Source organism: Phyllobacterium bourgognense (assembly GCF_003337575.1).
GTDB classification, from domain to species: Bacteria; Pseudomonadota; Alphaproteobacteria; order Rhizobiales; family Rhizobiaceae; genus Phyllobacterium; species Phyllobacterium bourgognense.
Genome location: NZ_QPJM01000027.1, coordinates 20,285 through 38,475, shown reverse-complemented (window position 1 = coordinate 38,475; position 18,191 = coordinate 20,285). Strand labels below are relative to the sequence as shown.

Here is an 18,191-nt window from a genome sequence, read left to right as displayed (position 1 = left end):
TCAGGCCGATGCGGATCGGTCGGCCCGTATCCGCCCGCGCCTGCATATCCCGCGCCAATCCCGTCAATGCAACATTCGTAGCCATCAATGCCTCCACTTTGCTGCAGACCGGCATAGGGCGGGAAATTGTGATTGGCAAGCTAGAGTGGATATTCTCCGCTCTAGACGTTATGGAAGCGGAATTCCGTACGCTGGCGATAGGTCTCGCCGGGGCGAAGGATCGTGCCCGGAAACTGCGGCTGGTTCGGACTGTCGGGGAAATGCTGTGCTTCCAGGCAGAGGCCGGCATGCGGGCCATAATGTGTGCCGCCAAGACCGATGACGCTAGGTATCTTCGCTCCATCGTAGAATTGCAGACCCGGCTCGCTCGTGTGCACCTGCATGGCAAGGCCATTACCCGCCACGAGCGAAGCTGCAAAACGCATACCATCGCTTATTGGCTCACTCAGGACGAAATTATGATCGTAGAGGGTTGAGCCGCTCGTACCGATGCGGCGGGGCAGGCGAAAATCATAGGCCGTCTCATCAATCCCGGTGATTTCACCCGTGGGAATGAGGCTCTCGTCAACGGGCGTGTAGGCATCGGCGAGGATCCGCAGCCGATGGTCGCGAATATCGCTGGAGCCATCGAGATTGAAATAGGAATGCTGGGCAAAATTGGCGACGGTTGGCGCATCGGTGACCGCTTCAACTTCGACGCAAAGCGTGAGGTCATCGAGGCTATAGGTGCAGTGCACATCCATGTTGCCGGGAAAGCCCTGATCGCCATCGGGCAGATTGATTGAAAGGGTTACAGAAGACTGACTCCAGCCGGCAATGGTCCACAGGCGCTGAGAAACCCCGCCGCTGCCTCCATGCAAGGTCTGGATGCCATGTTCATTAAGGTCGAGTTGAACGATCTTTCCATCAAGCAGGAAACGCCCGCCGGCAATACGGTTGGCGTAACGGCCGACAAGTGCGCCGAAATAAGGTGAAAGGGCCGGGTAGTCGTCAAAGCCATCGAAACCAAGAACCACGCGCTGCAGGATTCCATCGCTCAAGGGAATTTGCAGATCCCTGATGACGGCACCCCAGTTCAAAATTCTGGCAACGGCCCCGGCAGGCGAGCGGATCGTTACCTGGAATACCGGTTCGCCTTGAAACGTACCGAATAGCTCTGGTTGCGCATTGTCACGCATCAATAATCCCTGACAGCGACGCTGCCGCGCGAGGAAAGTTTCGCCTGCAAGATCACGACGACCAGCAGGAATAGGCCGCGTATGACCGATTGCCAGTAGGCGGAGAGCGAGATCCAGCCCTTGCCGTTTTCGAAGTTTAAAACATTAAAGAGGATGCCAAGCAGCAGCACGCCCGCAAGCGTGGCCCCGACAGAACCGACCCCGCCGGTCAGCAGGGTTCCACCGACGACGACTGCGGCTATGGCGAAGAGTTCCCAGCCGACACCCTCGATCGGCTGCCCCGCTCCAAACTGCGAAGCGAGGATTACACCGGCGAGCCCGGCAAGGCCGCCGCTGGCAAAATAGACGAGAAACTTGATGCGGTCGGCGGGGAGGCCCATCAGTCGCGTTGCATCTTCGTTGCCGCCGACGGCGAGCACCCCACGGCCCGTACTGGTGAAATTCAGAACAATCCAGCCGACCACATAGGCAACGATCGCAATCCAGGCGGGTATGGGAAAGCCGAGAAAATTGTCCTGGCCGATCGACGTGAACCCGCTTTCATAGGATACCGATACGGACTGGTTGTCGGCGAGGAGAAGCGCGGTACCGCTTGCCGCCAGCATCATTGCAAGGGTCGCAACGAATGGCATGATCTTCAATCGTGTGACGAGAATCGCATTGATCAGGCCGACGCAGAGCCCGGCGCCGACCCCGGCTCCAAGGCCAACCAAAGCGCCTTGCGGACTGGCAAGCGCCGCGACGACGCTGCCGAGCGCAGCAGTCGAGCCGACAGACAGATCAATACCGCCGGTCATGATGACGAAGCACATGCCGAGAGCCACGAGCGCAAACATCGAATTGTAACGCAGAACGCTGGTGATGTTGAAAAAGCCGAGAAAATAATCGTAGCGCGCCCATCCGAAGAGGACGAGCAGCAGCAGCGCCAGAACGACGCCGTAACTGCCAAGCATGGATATGAGTCTTTGCCGGGTCATGCGCGCCTGCCGTGTTGCTGTATCCATACGGCGAGCACGATGATGCCCGCCTTGACCACAAGGGCCGCAGCATCAGGAACACCATTGGCGAGCAGCGTATAGCGGACGAGCTGGATTGTCATGGCGCCGAGCAGGGTGCCGATAATGGTTGCCTTGCCGCCACTCAACAGCGTGCCGCCAACGGCAACCGCCGCGATAGCATCGAGCTCCATGCCCATTCCGACAAGATTGGCGTCGCTGGAGGAGTTGATGGCGATCACGACGAGACCGGCTATCCCGGCACAAAGGCCGCTGATCGTATAAACGACGAGCTTCACCCTGGAGACCGCGATACCGGAAAGCTCTGCCGCACGTTCGTTGCCGCCAATGGCGAGGATCTGACGGCCGAAAACCGTACGCTTCAGCATCCATGCGGCAGCGATCACCAGGAGCACCATAAGCACGACCTGCACCGGAATGCCGAAGAGGCGGCCGAGACCGATCCACTGGAATTGCGGAACGCGGAATGTCTGGAGATTGCCGTTGGTCAGCACCTGGGCAATGCCGCGACCGGCAATGAACAACACCAGCGTGGCGACGATGGGCTGGATGCGAAACCTGGCGATGAGCCAGCCATTGAACAGGCCAAACAAGCCCGCAACACCAACCGCGATGATCATGGCCGCGGCAACGGCGAGAGCGACATTGTCGATCGGAACAATTTTGCCAAGGAAGATCATGGGCGCAAGCGCACCCGAGATCGCCATGAGTGATCCAACGGAAAGATCGATGCCGCCGGTGGCGATGACGAGCGTCATGCCAACGGCAACGATGACAATCGTGCAGACCTGCGTGAGATTGACGTTCAGCGTCTGCATCGTGGCGAAGTTGCGGGTGAATGCAAAATTGAACAGGATGAGCAGAGCCAGTGCAATCAAGGTGCCATAGCGCGCCATGAAATCGAATGGGTCGAACGGTCGCGATATGCGCTGTTGCCGCGCCGTGTCGGTCATGCTGCGGCCTCCGCGATAGTCGGCGCGCTGCCGTGGGCCATCGCTGACATGACCGCGTCTTCGGTTGCGTCATCGCGATCGAACTCGGCAACGCTGATGCCTTCGCGCAAGACGAATACACGGTCGGCGCCCTCGATCACCTCTTCGAGTTCTGAAGAGATCATCAGTACCGCGAGCCCCTGATCGGCCAGCGTCTTGATAAGTGCCTGAATCTCGCCCTTGGCTCCGATATCGATGCCGCGCGTCGGCTCGTCGAGAATGAGCAGACGCGGGTTCATGGCCAACCAGCGGCCGAGGAGAACCTTCTGCTGATTGCCACCGGAAAGCTCGCGCACCTTCTGGTCCGGTCCGGAGCATTTGATGCCGAGTTGCCTGATGAAACGCTCGACGATGTCGCGCTGCGCCTTCTCATCGATGACACCGGATTTGCTGAGTTTCGGCATCAACGCCAGCATCATGTTTTCCGCAACACTCATGTCGGGCACTATGCCTTCGCTCTTTCGATCTTCGGTACAGAATCCCATGCCAGCAGCAATGGCATCGGAGGGCTTATGCGGATTGAAGTTGTGCCCGTTGAAGGTCATTGTACCCGCACGCGGACGGTCGATGCCGAAGACCAACCGGGCCGTTTCCGTACGCCCCGCGCCGAGAAGTCCGGCAAACCCGGCGATCTCGCCGCTGCGCACGCTGAACGATACGTCCTGCACGATCTGGTTGATTGCGAGGTTTTCGGCCGACAGCAGCACCTTGCCGATTTTCTTTTCGTCACGATCACTGAATGCCGTGGCGTGGCCCTCGGCCCGTTCGATGGCGCGCCCAAGCATTGCGGAGACAAGACCAATCTTGTCGATCTCGTTCATGGCCGCGGTCTTTACGGTCCGGCCATCGCGCATGATGGTGACGCGGTCGCAAACCTCATAAAGCTCATCCAGTTTGTGACTGACGAAAACAACCGAAACGCCTTCCTGCTTCAGTTGCCGGATGACATTGAACAACACAGCGACTTCACGCTCATCGAGCGAGGAGGTGGGTTCATCCATGATAACGAGCTTTGCCGAAAAACCGATGGCACGCGCAATCGCCACCATCTGCTGCGTGGCGGTATTGAATTCCAGCAACGGGCGACGCACATCGGCGCGCACATTGAACCGCCGCAGCAGCGCTTCAGCTTCCTGGTGCATGCGCTTCCAGTCGAGCAGGCCGTAGCGGCGCGCTTCGCGGCCAAGACATATATTCTCGGTGATGGAGCGATAGGGGACGAGGTTGATTTCCTGGTAGATGGTGCTGATGCCGCTCGCCTGCGCCTGTTGCGGCGAGGAGACCTCGAATGGCTTGCCATCGAACACAACTTCACCGGCATCGCGCTTGTAATAGCCGGTCAGTACCTTGATCAGGGTCGATTTGCCCGCACCGTTCTGGCCGATCAGCGCATGAACTTCGCCGCGGCCGACAGCAAAGGAAGCGCCGGACAGAGCGGGGATACCGGCAAAGCGTTTGTCAATTCCGGTCATCGATAAAAGACTATCGGTGTTCATTGCAAAGCCAATTCTGAACGCATCGAAGGGCTCCGGCATAGCAAATGCCGAAAAAAAGCCAGCGCCCTATAAGAGCGCTGGCAGAGCCACAAAATCAATAGGCGGTGCTCAGCAGGTCCTTCGCATTGCTGGCATCGTAGAACTGATCGGGATTGATGATCTTGTCCGGAATCTTCTCGCCAGCCGCATAGGCGACAGCCGTGTCGAATGCCTTGGGTCCAAAACGTGGATTGCATTCGACAACAGCTGCAATCTTGCCATCGACCACCGCCTGTACGGCTTCTTTACCGCCGTCGATCGACAGGACGAGAATATCCTTGCCCGGCACCTTGCCAGCGGCCTCGATTGCGGAAATTGCACCCATCGCCATCTCGTCATTGTGAGCATAGACGACGTTGGCGTCGGGGTGCGCCTGCAACAGCGTTTCGGCAACCTGGCGTCCCTTGTCGCGGGCGAAATCGCCGGTCTGCGAGGCGACAATCTTGAAGTCCGGATTCTTGGCAATGACCTCGTCGAAGCCCTTCTTGCGATCGTTGGCCGGCGAGGAACCGGTCGTTCCCTCAAGCTCGATGATCGTTGTCTTGCCATTGGCGTTCTTGACCAGCCAATCGGCAACGCGCTGGCCTTCCTCGATGAAATTAGAGCCAATGAACGTTACATAATCCTCGCCAGGCTTTGCCAGCGAAGCGTCGACATTACGATCGAGCAGGATAACCGGGATGCCGGCGTTCTTGGCAGCCTTGATCGCAGGGATCAGTGGCTTTTCCTCACGTGGTGCAAGGAAAATCAGGTCAACGCCCTGGGCGATCATCGAATTGACGTCGGCGACCTGCTTGGCGGCGGAGCTGGCGGCATCCGTATAAACCAGTTGCCATCCGCGCTTCTTGGCTTCTTCCTGCATGCTTGCAGTCTGGGCCAGGCGCCATGGATTGTTGCTTTCGGTCTGGGCAAAGCCGACCTTGTAAGTGTCTTTCTTCTTGAGCGGCGGCGCATCAGCCAATGCACTGCCAGCGACCATGGAGGCGGCCAGCCCAACGGCTGAAGTAAACAGCAGAGTCCGACGGGTGATATTCATTGAAAATTTCCTCCCAGAAATTAGCGCGTGGCGATCCCACTGCGGTGATCATCGCTGCTTATAAAAATTAGTCAATAATTATTTATGTTGATTAGTCGGGCAAACTGTTCGTAATATTCCCCGTAACTTCATCGATTCCGGCCGGTCTTCGGGCCGCCGGAAGCATCGTTTCGGATGGGTGATACGGTGGATAATTCGACCACTGGCAAAGTTAAGACCACGCGCTTGGCAGTGCGGCGCAAACGCGTCAGCAAGCGTGTGACAATGACCGATATCGCCCGTGTTGCGGGGTGCTCTCAGGCTACTGTCTCCTTCGTGCTCAACAGGACACCGGGCATCAAGCTTGCCGCCGAAACACGCGAACGGGTGATAGAGGCGGCGCGCTCGCTCGGCTATGCCGCACCGAGCTTCGCCCATCTCGATATCGCGGATACCCCGACGCCGGCGGTCGACAGCAAGATCGGCTTTGTCGTCGATCAGCTTGCGACCAGTCCGGAAGCGGTCGTCGCTATCGAAGGTGCGCGCCAGGCGTCGTGGAATGCCGGTAATATCATCCTGGTTGCCCAGACACTCAACGACCCCGAGATGGAGCCCCGTACGATCCGCGCGCTGGGCGAACAGGGAATCTCGGCATTGATCTATATGGCCATCTTCACACGCGAGGTGGTCTTGCCGGCAGCGATTTACGAACTCGACATTCCGGTCGTTCTCATCAACTGCTACACGACAGACCATGCTTTTCCTGCCGTCGTGCCAAGCGAGATCGCGGGTGGTCAACATTCGACCCGTCATCTGATCCAGCATGGCCATCGGCGCATCGGCACTATTACCGGCGAACCATGGATGGAGGCCGCGAAGGACCGGCTCAAGGGTTATCGGCGCGCTTTGGCGACAGCCGATATCCCTTTCGATCCGGAGCTGGTGATCGAGGGTGACTGGTCGGCGAGCGCGGGCTATGCGGCAACGAAAGAACTGCTGACGCTGGATGACCGCCCCACTGCCATTTTCTGTCAGAATGACCGTACCGCGATTGGCTGTTACGAAGCGCTGAAGGAGGCGGGGATGCGTATCCCCGAAGATATCTCCGTAATCGGTTATGACGACGAAGAAATCTCGCGCCATCTCCATCCGCAATTGACGACCTCGGTCCTGCCGCACCGGGCAATGGGACGCTGGGCAATCGAGCAGCTGGACAGCTTTGCGCAGTCATCGGGCGAGCGCTATCCGGTCACCAAGCTCGAATGCCCGCTGGTGGAGCGATTATCGGTGGCAGAGTGCACCGCAAAGCTGGCGTACTTCGGCTAGTTCCCGGTCTTCTGTTTCGCATAGTCGGCACGATCGATCCCGTGCCGCTGCAACTTGTCGTAGAAGGTCTTGCGCGGAATCCCGAGGGTCTCAATGGTCGAACGCACATCGCCATGGTTTGCGCTCAGCGCATCACGGATCAGCTTTGCCTCGTGCTGCTCCATCGCCTCGGGCAGGTTTATGATGTTGGTCGTCTGACTGAGCCGCTCGCCTTCCAGCTCGTCCAGTCCGAGTGCAACTCGTTCGGCAAAATGCGAAAGCTCGCGAACATTGCCTGGCCAGTCAAGTTCCATCAGGCGCGATCGCAACGCCCCGGTCATCTCTGGCGGCTCGCTCTTGAAGCGTGCCGCCGCTCGGTGCAGGAAATGCGTGAACAGGAGCGGAATATCCTCCCGGCGCTCGCGCAGAGGCGGGATCGAAATCGTGACGACGTTCAAGCGATAAAATAGGTCTTCGCGGAAGTTCGCGCGCTGTTCAGGGCTGCCGAGATCTACCTTTGCCGCTGCAACGACACGCAGATCGACGGGACGATGTTCATTGGTGCCGAGCGGCGTGATCTCGCGGGTTTCAAGCACGCGCAGCAATTTGACCTGCGTCGATAGCGGCATGCTTTCGATCTCGTCGAGAAACAACGTGCCGCCACTGGCATGCTCGATGCGGCCTATGCGCTTTTTCTGTGCGCCGGTAAATGCACCAGCCTCATGACCGAACAGCTCGCTTTCGATCACGGTCTCCGGCAGTGCACCGCAATTGAGCGCGACGAAATTGCCCTGTTTGCGGCGGCTCCATTCATGCAAGAGGCTTGCCGCCACTTCCTTGCCGGTACCGGTTTCGCCGGCAATCAGCACGTCGACATCTGCATTGGCCACGTGGCGCAATGTCTTGCGAAGGTTCTGCATGACAGGGGTCTGGCCAATGAGCGGCAGGTTGTCGTCGGAAGTCTCAAGCGCGAGGCGCAGCTGGCGGTTTTCCATGACCAGCCGCCTCTTCTCAGTCGCTCGCAAAATGCTCTGGACGAGGCGATCAGCTGGATAGGGCTTGGCAATGAAATCATAGGCGCCTTCCTGTATCGCCTCGACCGCCATGTCGATGTCGCCGTGGCCGGTGATGAGGATGACGGGCAGATCGGCATCCAAGGCGTGCAGGCGGCGAAACAATTCCAGACCGTCGATATTCGGCATGCGCACGTCAGTGACGACAACGCCGGCAAAATCCGGTGTCAAAGAGCGCAAGGCGCTCATTGCATCCGCAAAAGGCACCACCGTAAACCCTGCAAGCTCCAGGGTCTGGCGATTGGCATTGCGCAGATCATCGTCATCGTCGACGAAAGCGACACTGGGTTGAAAATCCATAATCAGGCGACCCTTGGAAGATGAACGGTAAACTCTGTTCCCGCGCTGCTACTTTTGACGTCGATGCGCCCGCCATAATCCGCGACGATGTCGTGGCAGATGACCAGACCGAGCCCGAGGCCACGATCCTTGGACGTATTGAAAGGTGTGAACAGCGCTTGCATGATTGCTTCAGGAATACCTGGTCCATTGTCGGAAACGATCAGCTGGACCTCGCCGTCGGTCACCCGGGTTTCCACGCTGATCTTGCTGGCCGGACCGCCTTCCGTTGCCTCCACTGCATTCTGCATGAGATTGATCAGCACCTGTTCGAGACGCATACGATTGCCGTGCACCTTGATATCCGGCGGTGGTGTCTGTGTGATGATCTGACCGGCTCTCTGCCGGAACCGGGTGCCCAGCAGCAGCAACGCACCCTCGATCACATCGCTAACGCTGATGGGTCCCGCGTCGCCCGTTCCCTTGCGCGCGAAGGTACGCAGTTCATCGGTGATCCCACCAATGCGCTCCGTCAGTCCTGCAATCGCTTTCAGATTGTCCTTGGCAGAATCGATCTGGTTTCGGCCAAGAAAAGTCTTGGCATTGTCCGCATAGGAGCGAATGGCCGCCACAGGCTGGTTGATCTCATGGGCGACGCCAGCGGTGACTTGTCCGAGAATGGCAAGACGGTTGGCTTGCACCAAGTCCTGTTGAACAATCTGTAACTTTGCCTCGGTCTTCTGGCGCTCCTCGACCTGCATTACGAGTTCTGCGTGAGCAGTACTGAGATCTGCCGTGCGCTCGGTGACGCGCCGCTCGAGTTCGAGCCGTGCCGCCTCCTGCTCGCGGGCACGCCGCAGTGCCAATCCGCGGCGGCGCAGGAAAAAAACGGTCAACCCGAGTAAGGGGGCAAGAACGATCAGCGCCAGCAACTGTGCTGTCCGCGTTGCCTCGGCCACGGCGGACGCTGCGGGGGTCAGGAGTTGCAGGTTCCAGCTCGTGGTGGGAACCGCCGTCTGTACGCGGACGAATTCGTCCGCCTTCGCCGCGCCTGGCAAGCGTGCACGAACAATATCAGGCTGGCCCTGCGGCAAGGCAGGCGTGATGTCGAGCGGCGCGAGGGGCGCATCACCGAATTGCAGACTCTCGCGGATCGGCCCCATCTGGTCCGGCACGATTGGCCCCTCGGTCATGAACCGCCATCCGGGCAGGCTTGTGATCAGCACAATACCGCGCTGATCAACAACCAGGGACGGATCGCTGTTACGGCGCCAATCGGCCTCAAGCTCATCGAATTCGACCTTGACGACGATAACGCCGAGCGTTCCCGATGGTCCATCGATGCGTCTTGAAATATAAAGACCCGGACGTTTACTGACGGTACCGAAAGCATAGTGTTCGGCGCTGCCGGCAGCGATAGCGCCGGTATAGTAAGGTCGAAAGCTGTAGTTGGTACCGACGAAGCTCGTCGGTTCGCGCCAATTGCTGGAAGCCAGTGCCAGGCCATCAGCGTTGAGAAGATAAATCACCGACGAGCGGGTACCGCTGATCAGGCTTTCAAGCTTGCGGTTCACCAGTTGCAACAGGCTGTCGCTGCGCGTCGTCAACGCGCTGATCACATCGCGGTCCTGCGAGAGGACGAACGGCAGCGACCGCTGTTTCTCAAGCACCGTCCGCAGCAGGACAGCGTTGAGTTCGGCCGCGCTCTGTGCCCGGACGTGCAGCGATTCATAGGCGCGTTTGCGGCCATAATCATTGGCGACAAAAAGTGCGCCTGCAACAAGAACTGCAGCAAGGAGGCCATAAACAATCTTCACGAGCGGGCGTGTCATTCCCGCGTGCAGAATGCTTTCCGAGCGCATCACCAGCCGATTTTCCATTAAGTTAGTGTGCAGGTATTCGCACAAATCTCAAGAGGTACGTGCGAATAACCGCACAACTCCAGTGATCAAGAATCCGGCCGTAGATTTTATATTGTTTGTTTTCAATTACTTATACTTATATCACAAATTGGCACGGTGCTTGCAATGCTTCTCGCGAGGGACGGTCTATCCGCCCTGTAACGAGAGCCCGGGAGGCTGGCAGGCTTATTGCGCCAGACGCGGCTCGCACCATGGAGGAAGTTATGAGTCCTGTGACGATAACCGCAGCACCGCAGCCACGCGGCAAAACGCCGATTTACGCCCATCTTTATTTCCAGGTGATTGTTGCCATCACCATCGGCATTCTGCTCGGCCACTACTATCCCGACATCGGCACCAGCATGAAGCCGCTCGGCGATGCTTTTATCAAACTGGTGAAGATGATCATTGCCCCGGTCATTTTCCTGACGGTCACCACCGGCATCGCCGGCATGAGTGATCTGAAAAAAGTCGGCCGCGTTGCCGGCAAGGCGATGCTTTATTTCCTGACGTTCTCGACGCTTGCCTTGATCGTCGGTCTCATCGTCGCCAATGTCGTCCAGCCGGGCGCCGGCATGAATATCGATCCTGCATCGCTCGATCCCGCCGCTGTAGCGACCTATACACAACAGGCGCATGAGCAGAGCATCGTCGGCTTCCTGACGAACATCATCCCGACAACGATCGTTGGCGCCTTTGCTTCGGGCGATATCCTGCAGGTACTTTTCTTCTCGGTACTGTTCGGCCTTTCACTCGCCATGGTCGGCGAGAAGGCGGAACCGGTTACGAATTTCCTGCAGGTGCTTTCAGCGCCGGTTTTCAAGCTCGTCGCGATCCTTATGAAAGCCGCACCGATCGGTGCCTTCGGCGCCATGGCTTTCACCATCGGCAAATACGGCATCGGATCGGTTGCCAATCTCATCTTCCTGATCGGTACATTCTATCTGACGTCGCTGCTGTTCGTACTCGTCATTCTTGGCGCCGTCGCCTGGTACAATGGCTTTTCCATCCTGGCGCTGATCCGCTACATCAAGGAAGAACTGCTGCTGGTCCTTGGAACAAGTTCATCCGAAGCTGCCCTGCCGACATTGATGGCCAAGATGGAAAAGGCAGGCTGCAAGAAGTCCGTGGTCGGGCTCGTCATTCCAACCGGCTATTCGTTCAATCTCGACGGTACCAACATCTACATGACCCTGGCTGCACTGTTCATCGCACAGGCGACGAATACGCATCTGACACTCACGGATCAGGTATTGCTGCTGCTTGTCGCCATGCTGAGTTCCAAGGGCGCTGCGGGCATCACCGGTGCTGGCTTCATCACACTCGCTGCAACCCTGTCGGTCGTTCCCGCAGTTCCAGTCGCGGGTATGGCGCTGATCCTCGGCATCGATCGTTTCATGTCCGAATGCCGCGCGCTTACCAATCTCGTCGGCAATGCGGTGGCGACAATCGTCGTCGCCCGCTGGGAGGGCGAGCTCGACACCAACAAGCTCTCGCAAGCACTCAATGGCGACTTCGCCGACGAGGACGCACTGGCGCTGGCAGGCTAACGAATAAGACTGGTTCAAGGAAAAGGCGGGCTACCACAGCCCGCCTTTTTTCATTGGCGTTCAACGTTATCCCGCCAGTTCCGTGCATAAATATCGAAGGATCCGCCCAACGGGGCCACATAGTCCGAGACTGGTTCGAGCGGACGTCTGGCGCCGGCAAGGAGTGCAGCGCCAAGACTGGTACCCGTGGAGCCGGGAGAAGCGATGACTTCGCGTGCCGTCAACGACCGCAATGCAGCCAGATAGGTTCGGTTGCGGGAAAACGGTCCTTCGACAATCGTCGGGCCAGCAGCACCAATAAGCTCAAGACACGTATTGGTCATGAGTGCCGTATATAGCGAGGCCGCTGCGTTCTGTTCGGGCGCCGATCGCGACTCATCATTCACCCGGACCGGTTCGTGCGCGGGGTAGGGGCCTGATCCCTGCACGATGCCCGGCAGGATCATGAACTGCTCGCGGATCACCTGGTCCAGCGTATCGGCATCCGGTTCGAAGGTACTGCCGCCGGTCAAGAGATCGAATTCGCGTCCGCCCATGAATCGTGCCGACGGCACCGCCTTCCCATAGGCGTCGACATTGGCAAGCGTATCCCGTGCCGGGTCGAGCTGATCCAGCCTTCCGCCGACCGCAAACGCCACCACCCAGGTTCCGGTCGATACAACCGAGAAGGGCGATGTGCGGGTGATCAGATGCGGCAGCAGCGACGCGTTGGAATCGTGGATGCCGCAATAAATCGGGATGGGTTTGGCCATCCCGATCCGCGTGGCGAGCGGCTCGCGCAGATCACCAATCCGGTCGAAAGCAGAGCGGATGGGCGCCATCAAGCGACGAAGCTCGAGCGTATCGACAAGACTGGAATATTCGCCCGCTTGCGGGTTCCATAGATCCGTATGGCAGCCAAGTGACGTGACTTCGTTCACGGCAATGCCAGTCAGGCGCCAGACCCAGTATTGTGCGTAGGTGACGATGGTCTTGGCTGCGGAAAATTCAGCCGGAAACTGCGTCTTCTGGTAGTGGATTTGCGCACCGACATTGAGGCCGCCGGAAAGAAGCGGCGAGCGGGTCTCGGCGAAATCCGGCCGCAAGGCAGCATAGGCTGCGCGCACCTCGTCAGGATAGACATGCTCGTAGTCGATCACCGGCATCGCCAGATCATTGTCGCCCAGCAATGCGGCTGCCGCGCCATGTGCGGTGACAGAAATTGCATCGAAGCCCGGCGATCGGGCAAAGATTGTCAGTGTATCGACAAAAAATGCCCACAGCGCCTCCACATCATAATGCGGATAGGGCCCATCCTTGGCGACGCGGTTCTGCGTGCTGCGCGAGGCGACTTCTGTCCCTGTCGCGGCGTCAACGACAACAACCTTGGCATTGGTCTTGCCAACATCCATGACGGCTATGCGGCGGCCGTCGCTCACGGCAGATGGAAAAGACATACGAGGTCTCTCTGGACCGGGGAGCTGTCCGGATTGGTGACCATGATATCGGCCATATGGGTCCACCATTTCTTCATCACCGGATGCTCGGGCAGGTTTTGCATGGTGTGACCAACGGGGCGGCTCAACACGCCAAAGAGCGTGTTTGTGGCGCGATCAAGATGGATCGAATAATCGGCAATACCCGCCGCATGCAGGAGATCCACGAGTTCCGGCCAGATTTCGTCGTGACGGCGCTTGTACTCGGCCTCCATACCGGGATTGAGTGTCATCCTGAACGCATATTTTTCCATCGCGCTCATGCGGACTTCCTGTGACGGAACTGACGGATAATGACCGGCAGTGTAATGGTGACGATCAAAAGCAGGCCAATGAAGATCGACATGACAATGCCGGGAACGTTCAGCAGGCCAAGGCCGAAGGTGACCAGTCCCATGACGAAGGCGGCGATGACCACGCCGCCGATCGTGCCGGCACCGCCAAGGATCGAGACACCGCCAAGGACGACCATCGTGACGATCTCGAGCTCCCAGCCCTGTGCGATCGACGGCCGGGTGGAGCCGAGGCGCGAGGTGAGGCAGACCGCTGCGATGCCGGACATCAGACCGGTCAGGAGGAACAACGTGAACTTGATGCGCTCGACGCGAATACCGGAGAAGCGGGCGGCAAATTCATTGTTGCCGATGGCATAGACGCGGCGGCCGAAATTTGTCGCATGCAACAGGGCCGCAAAGAGGATCGCCAGCACGGCGAAAAGCACGAACTCGAAGGAGAACACCCAGAAGACATAGCCTTGGCCGAAATAGGCAAAGGAACCAGGATAGCCGCCATAGGCCTTGTCGCCAAGCACGATATAGGCGATCCCGCGAAACAGGCTCATCGTGCCGATCGTGACGACGATGGAAGGCAGACGAAGTCCTGCAACGAGGATGCCGTTTACCACGCCGCATCCAACGCCGGTCCCGATGCCGATGGCGACGAGGCCGGGCGTACCGACGCCTGCCTGCGCTGCTGCTCCCATTGCGGTCGAGGCAAGTGCAATGATCGCAGCGACCGAAAGATCAATCTCACCGGCAATGATCAAAAGCGCCATGGCGAAGGCGACCATCGCCTTCTCGGTGAAGTTGAAGGTTGCGTCCGACAAATTCCACGCATTGAGGAAATAGGGCGAGGCGAGGGAATTGGCGATGAAGATCAGCACGGCGACAGCAAAAAGAAGTGCTTCCCAACTGCCAAACAGACGCGTTGCCGATGTGCCAAGCCGGTCCGGGATAAGCCGCTTTTCAGGTATCGCGCTCATGCTGCCACCTCGATCTGTTCCGATGCGCCGCGATCACGCAGGATGATACGGCCACGCCGCCGTTCCTGACGGGCATTGAAGATCACGGCGGCAATGATAACCGAGCCGGAAATCGCCATTTGTGCAAAGGGCGAAATGTTGATGACCGGCAACGCGTTCTTGATGACGCCAAGAAACAGCGCTCCGAGGACGGCGCCGGCAACCGAACCAATGCCGCCGAGCGTCGAGATACCGCCAATGACGCAGGCGGCGACCGTATCAAGCTCGAAGCCTGCTGCGATATCAACATAGGCAACCGCGTAGCGCGACACCCAGAGATACCCGCAGAGTCCTGCGAGGGTTCCGGAGATGACGAACGCGAAAAAGCGGGTACGTCCGACATCGATACCGGCATAGACCGCCGCTGTCGGGTTGCCGCCGGAGGCATAGATCGCGCGGCCAAGAAACGTGCGCGACATGACGAGATGCATGACGGCTACGATCACGATGGCCGTCCAACCAAGGATGGGCAAGCCGAGGAAGAGCTGGCGCGGCGTCTGCAGGAAGGGCGCTGTCATCTGGTGCGCGTTCACCCAGGCGCCGCCGGAGAGAACGAACGCCATGCCACGGTAGATCGTGAGTGTTCCAAGTGTGACGACGATCGAAGGAATATTGAGCTTCCAGACGAAAATACCATTGATCGCACCGAGAACGGCGCCGATGCACAGAGCGACAACAAGGATCAGCGCGAGAGGCAGTTCCGGATGGGCGGCATTCAACATACCGACCGCCATGCCGGTAAAGGCCACATTGGCTGCGACGGAAAGATCGATGGATTTCGTCAGGATCACCGCCATCTGGCCAAGTGCAAGAATGATCAGTATCGACGTGTCGTTGAAGATATTCGCAAGGTTGCCCGGCGTGGCAAAGCCCGGCGAGCGGGTGGAAAACACAGCAAGCAGGATGGCGATGATGATCACCAGCAGCATTTCGCGGAATTTGAACAATTGCCTGATCATTTACAACCTTTACGCATTGCCTGTCGCGGCGCGGACCAGAGTTTCAGCATTGAGCTGCGAACGCTCGAAGATACCGGCCGACAAGCCTTCACGCATTACCAGCACGCGATCCGACATGCCGAGGATTTCCGGCAATTCCGACGAGACCATGATGATACTGAGGCCTTCGCCGGCGAGTTCGCTGATGAAGGCATGGACCGCAGCCTTTGACCCGATGTCGATGCCCTTGGTCGGTTCATCGAGGATGAGAATTTTCGGTTGGGTCGCCAGCCATTTGCCGATGACGACCTTTTGCTGATTACCCCCGGACAAGGTGCCAACCGGGACGGAAAGTGCGGCAGCACGCAAGTCGAAACGTTCGGCATATTTCCGTGCAAGGGCAAACTCCTCCGCCGCGCGCAAGAAACCTGAGCGAGAGGTGCGTGTCAGTGAGGGCAGCGAAATGTTCTGGTAGATCGGGAGCTGCAATACCGCGCCATGGCGGCCACGTTCTTCCGGCACGTAGACGATACCGGCCTTGATGGCATCGCTCGGCGAGCTGATGACGATCTCCTTGCCGCCCAGCTTGAGAGCACCACCGGAAGGTTTTGTGACGCCAAAGAGCGATTGGCAAATCTCCGAGCGGCCTGCGCCGACAAGACCGTAGATCCCGAAAATCTCGCCCTTCCTGAGGGCAAAGCTGATGTCGCGAAACTCGGTCGGATGCGTGTAGTTTTCGACCGATAGCACGGTCTCTCCGAGCGGTATGTCGACTTTCGGGAAGGCATGTTCGATGGATCGGCCAACCATGAGCTTGACGATCTCATCCTGTCCGACATCGGCAAGCGCGCCGCTGCCAACCGCCTTGCCATCGCGGAAAACCGCATAATGATCGGCGATCTCATAGACTTCATCGAATTTGTGGCTGATGAACAGGATGGCCTTGCCCTGGGCTTTCAGGCGCTTGACGATCTGGAACAAATCGTCGACCTCCTTGCGAGAAAGCGCGGCGGTTGGCTCATCCATGATGACAATGCGCGCATCGACGGACAGCGCGCGGGCAATGGCAACGAGATGGCGCTGGGCAATCGAGAGATCTTTAAGACGCACACGCGGATCGATATTGCTCTCGAGGGAATGGAGCAGGGCCAGCGAGCGCGCATTGACGGCTTTCCAGTCGACCAAGCCGAGCCTGGTTTTCGGCGCATGGCCGAGAAAGATATTCTCGGCGACTGACAATTCGTCGAAAAGCACAGTCTCCTGATGGATCGCAGTGACACCGAAATCGATAGCATCCTGCGCGTTTGTAAAGACTACCGGCTTGCCATCGACCTGTATGTCACCTTCGTCCGACTCGTAAATACCGGTGAGAATCTTGACGAGTGTGGACTTGCCAGCGCCGTTTTCGCCTATCAGCGCCGTTACCCGCCCTGGGTACAATGCGATGTTGACGTCGCTCAACGCCTTCACGCCCGGAAACGACTTGGAGATGCCACGCATCTCCAGAAGGGGCGTTTCGGACACGGGCTCGGGCAGGCTAATCTTGTTCATCAAATATACCGGAAGGGAAAAAATGCCCGGCAGAAAATCTGCCGGGCTGGCTACGATACGTCCGGATCAGAATATCTTGGAGAACTGATCGATATTCTTGGCGTCGTAAACGAACGGGTCGGCCATGGCCGCCTCGCCGTTGTCGCCGACCTTGATCTTGCCCATGCGTCCGGCTGCTATCTCGCTGCCCGGCGCGCCGTCTGTCTCGCCCTTGACAAGACGATAAGCGATCTGGGTTGCCGAGTAACCGAGGTCGATCGGATTCCAGATGGCAAATTCCTTGGTAGCACCTGACTTGATCGCGCCGGCCATTTCCGAAGGAAGGCCAAGCCCGGTCACATAAACCTCACCGATCTTCTTGGCATCTGCCACAGCCTGCGATGCGGCGAGTACGCCAACGGTCGTGGGGGCAACGATGACTTTGACGTTTGGCTGCGAGGTCAACAGGCCCTGTGCTTCGCGGTAGCTTTTGTCCGATAGGTCGTCCCCATAAACTGTGGTCACGAGATTGAGCCCGGGGAAATTCGGCAGCTGCTTCTTCATCTCCTCGATCCAGGTATTCTGGTTGGTCGAGGTAGTCGTTGCGGACAGAATGGCGAAATCACCCTTGCCGTCCTTCAGATGGTCGGCGGCGAGCTGCAGGCACATCTTGCCGATCAATTCGTTGGACGACGGGTTGAGATGCATGATGCGGCCATCCTTGGCAACCGCCGAATCCCAGGAAATGACCTTGATACCACGCGCCATGGCCTTCTTCAGTGCCGGAATGACCGCGTCAGGATCATTGGCCGAAATCGCAATTGCATTGACGTTCTGCGCGATCAGGGCGTTGATGACTTCAATCTGGCCTTCGGCCGTCGTTGAGGTGGGGCCAGTGTAGATAACTTCGACTCCGCCGAGCTCCTTGGCCGCTTCCTGAGCACCCTTGTTGGCTGCTTCAAAGAAGCCGTTGCCGAGCGATTTGACGACGAGGCCGATCTTGACCGTATCGGCAGCGTGCGCCTGCGATGCGAGCATGGCGAAGGCGAATGCCGATCCCAGCGCGAGTTTCTTCAAAAGTTTCATTGTCTGTCCTCCCAGAGA

At 58.4% G+C, this 18,191-nt stretch carries 15 protein-coding genes; 2 read left to right on the top strand and 13 right to left on the bottom strand.

Annotated elements, in window-relative coordinates:
* Nucleotides 1–161: 161 nt before the first annotated feature.
* The 5 genes from C7476_RS25655 to C7476_RS25635 form a co-directional block, all read right to left on the bottom strand.
* Nucleotides 162–1,178, bottom strand: a complete 1,017-nt coding sequence (locus C7476_RS25655) for an aldose epimerase family protein (RefSeq protein ID WP_114432757.1) — start codon at nt 1,176–1,178, stop codon at nt 162–164.
* Complete coding sequence (locus C7476_RS25650; protein WP_114432756.1) at nt 1,178–2,155, bottom strand: ABC transporter permease; 978 nt, start codon at nt 2,153–2,155, stop codon at nt 1,178–1,180. The genes C7476_RS25655 and C7476_RS25650 overlap by 1 nt, the downstream gene beginning before the upstream one ends.
* Nucleotides 2,152–3,147 carry an ABC transporter permease gene (locus C7476_RS25645; protein ID WP_114432755.1) on the bottom strand — a complete coding sequence of 332 codons (996 nt, stop codon included), beginning with the start codon at nt 3,145–3,147 and terminating at the stop codon, nt 2,152–2,154. Before C7476_RS25645 ends, C7476_RS25650 begins: the two co-directional genes overlap by 4 nt.
* Complete coding sequence (locus tag C7476_RS25640) at nt 3,144–4,682, bottom strand: sugar ABC transporter ATP-binding protein (RefSeq protein WP_114432763.1); 1,539 nt, start codon at nt 4,680–4,682, stop codon at nt 3,144–3,146. The genes C7476_RS25645 and C7476_RS25640 overlap by 4 nt, the downstream gene beginning before the upstream one ends.
* A gap of 94 nt (nt 4,683–4,776) precedes the next feature.
* Nucleotides 4,777–5,757: an ABC transporter substrate-binding protein gene (locus C7476_RS25635; RefSeq protein ID WP_114432754.1), complete on the bottom strand. Its 981-nt coding sequence runs from the start codon at nt 5,755–5,757 to the stop codon at nt 4,777–4,779.
* Nucleotides 5,758–5,931: 174 nt separating this feature from the next.
* Here C7476_RS25635 and C7476_RS25630 point away from each other — a divergent pair, with 174 nt between their 5' ends.
* The gene (locus tag C7476_RS25630; RefSeq protein ID WP_245426585.1) at nt 5,932–7,062 is read left to right on the top strand and encodes a LacI family DNA-binding transcriptional regulator; all 1,131 of its coding nucleotides are present in this window, start codon (nt 5,932–5,934) and stop codon (nt 7,060–7,062) included.
* Here the strand turns inward: C7476_RS25630 and C7476_RS25625 are convergent.
* Nucleotides 7,059–8,414: a sigma-54-dependent transcriptional regulator gene (locus tag C7476_RS25625; protein ID WP_114432753.1), complete on the bottom strand. Its 1,356-nt coding sequence runs from the start codon at nt 8,412–8,414 to the stop codon at nt 7,059–7,061. The genes C7476_RS25630 and C7476_RS25625 overlap by 4 nt on opposite strands.
* 2 nt (nt 8,415–8,416) lie before the next feature.
* Entirely contained in the window at nt 8,417–10,255 is a 1,839-nt protein-coding gene (locus C7476_RS25620) for a sensor histidine kinase (RefSeq protein WP_245426589.1), read from the bottom strand.
* 263 nt (nt 10,256–10,518) lie between these two features.
* Here C7476_RS25620 and C7476_RS25615 point away from each other — a divergent pair, with 263 nt between their 5' ends.
* The gene (locus C7476_RS25615) at nt 10,519–11,844 is read left to right on the top strand and encodes a dicarboxylate/amino acid:cation symporter (protein ID WP_181872610.1); all 1,326 of its coding nucleotides are present in this window, start codon (nt 10,519–10,521) and stop codon (nt 11,842–11,844) included.
* 50 nt (nt 11,845–11,894) lie between these two features.
* On the opposite strand, the gene C7476_RS25610 is transcribed toward C7476_RS25615, so the two are convergent.
* From C7476_RS25610 to rhaS, 6 genes are all read right to left on the bottom strand, one after another.
* Nucleotides 11,895–13,280, bottom strand: coding sequence for an FGGY-family carbohydrate kinase (locus tag C7476_RS25610; RefSeq protein ID WP_114432751.1), 1,386 nt, complete (start codon nt 13,278–13,280; stop codon nt 11,895–11,897).
* On the bottom strand, nt 13,259–13,573 hold the full coding sequence (rhaM, locus tag C7476_RS25605) for an L-rhamnose mutarotase (protein ID WP_425374030.1): 315 nt from the start codon (nt 13,571–13,573) through the stop codon (nt 13,259–13,261). The genes C7476_RS25610 and rhaM overlap by 22 nt, the downstream gene beginning before the upstream one ends.
* Nucleotides 13,574–13,578: 5 nt before the next feature.
* Nucleotides 13,579–14,580, bottom strand: a complete 1,002-nt coding sequence (locus C7476_RS25600; protein ID WP_114432749.1) for an ABC transporter permease — start codon at nt 14,578–14,580, stop codon at nt 13,579–13,581.
* Entirely contained in the window at nt 14,577–15,578 is a 1,002-nt protein-coding gene (locus C7476_RS25595) for an ABC transporter permease (RefSeq protein WP_181872609.1), read from the bottom strand. The genes C7476_RS25600 and C7476_RS25595 overlap by 4 nt, the downstream gene beginning before the upstream one ends.
* A 9-nt stretch (nt 15,579–15,587) precedes the next feature.
* Nucleotides 15,588–17,108 (bottom strand): sugar ABC transporter ATP-binding protein, encoded by a 1,521-nt coding sequence (locus C7476_RS25590; protein WP_114432748.1) that lies wholly within the window; start codon nt 17,106–17,108, stop codon nt 15,588–15,590.
* A 66-nt stretch (nt 17,109–17,174) separates the two neighbouring features.
* Nucleotides 17,175–18,173: a rhamnose ABC transporter substrate-binding protein gene (rhaS, locus tag C7476_RS25585; protein WP_114432759.1), complete on the bottom strand. Its 999-nt coding sequence runs from the start codon at nt 18,171–18,173 to the stop codon at nt 17,175–17,177.
* Nucleotides 18,174–18,191: the final 18 nt, after the last annotated feature.

Excerpts from the sequence above, each read along its gene's own strand:
- rhaS (WP_114432759.1), bottom strand. The coding sequence starts at position 18,173 with ATGAAACTTTTGAAGAAACTCGCGCTGGGATCGGCATTCGCCTTCGCC.
- rhaM (WP_425374030.1), bottom strand. The coding sequence starts at position 13,573 with ATGGAAAAATATGCGTTCAGGATGACACTCAATCCCGGTATGGAGGCC.
- C7476_RS25650 (WP_114432756.1), bottom strand. The coding sequence starts at position 2,155 with ATGACCCGGCAAAGACTCATATCCATGCTTGGCAGTTACGGCGTCGTT.
- C7476_RS25620 (WP_245426589.1), bottom strand. The coding sequence starts at position 10,255 with ATGCGCTCGGAAAGCATTCTGCACGCGGGAATGACACGCCCGCTCGTG.
- C7476_RS25630 (WP_245426585.1), top strand. The coding sequence starts at position 5,932 with ATGGGTGATACGGTGGATAATTCGACCACTGGCAAAGTTAAGACCACG.
- C7476_RS25595 (WP_181872609.1), bottom strand. The coding sequence starts at position 15,578 with ATGATCAGGCAATTGTTCAAATTCCGCGAAATGCTGCTGGTGATCATC.
- C7476_RS25625 (WP_114432753.1), bottom strand. The coding sequence starts at position 8,414 with ATGGATTTTCAACCCAGTGTCGCTTTCGTCGACGATGACGATGATCTG.
- C7476_RS25640 (WP_114432763.1), bottom strand. The coding sequence starts at position 4,682 with ATGAACACCGATAGTCTTTTATCGATGACCGGAATTGACAAACGCTTT.
- C7476_RS25615 (WP_181872610.1), top strand. The coding sequence starts at position 10,519 with ATGAGTCCTGTGACGATAACCGCAGCACCGCAGCCACGCGGCAAAACG.
- C7476_RS25635 (WP_114432754.1), bottom strand. The coding sequence starts at position 5,757 with ATGAATATCACCCGTCGGACTCTGCTGTTTACTTCAGCCGTTGGGCTG.
- C7476_RS25645 (WP_114432755.1), bottom strand. The coding sequence starts at position 3,147 with ATGACCGACACGGCGCGGCAACAGCGCATATCGCGACCGTTCGACCCA.
- C7476_RS25590 (WP_114432748.1), bottom strand. The coding sequence starts at position 17,108 with ATGAACAAGATTAGCCTGCCCGAGCCCGTGTCCGAAACGCCCCTTCTG.
- C7476_RS25600 (WP_114432749.1), bottom strand. The coding sequence starts at position 14,580 with ATGAGCGCGATACCTGAAAAGCGGCTTATCCCGGACCGGCTTGGCACA.
- C7476_RS25610 (WP_114432751.1), bottom strand. The coding sequence starts at position 13,280 with ATGTCTTTTCCATCTGCCGTGAGCGACGGCCGCCGCATAGCCGTCATG.
- C7476_RS25655 (WP_114432757.1), bottom strand. The coding sequence starts at position 1,178 with ATGCGTGACAATGCGCAACCAGAGCTATTCGGTACGTTTCAAGGCGAA.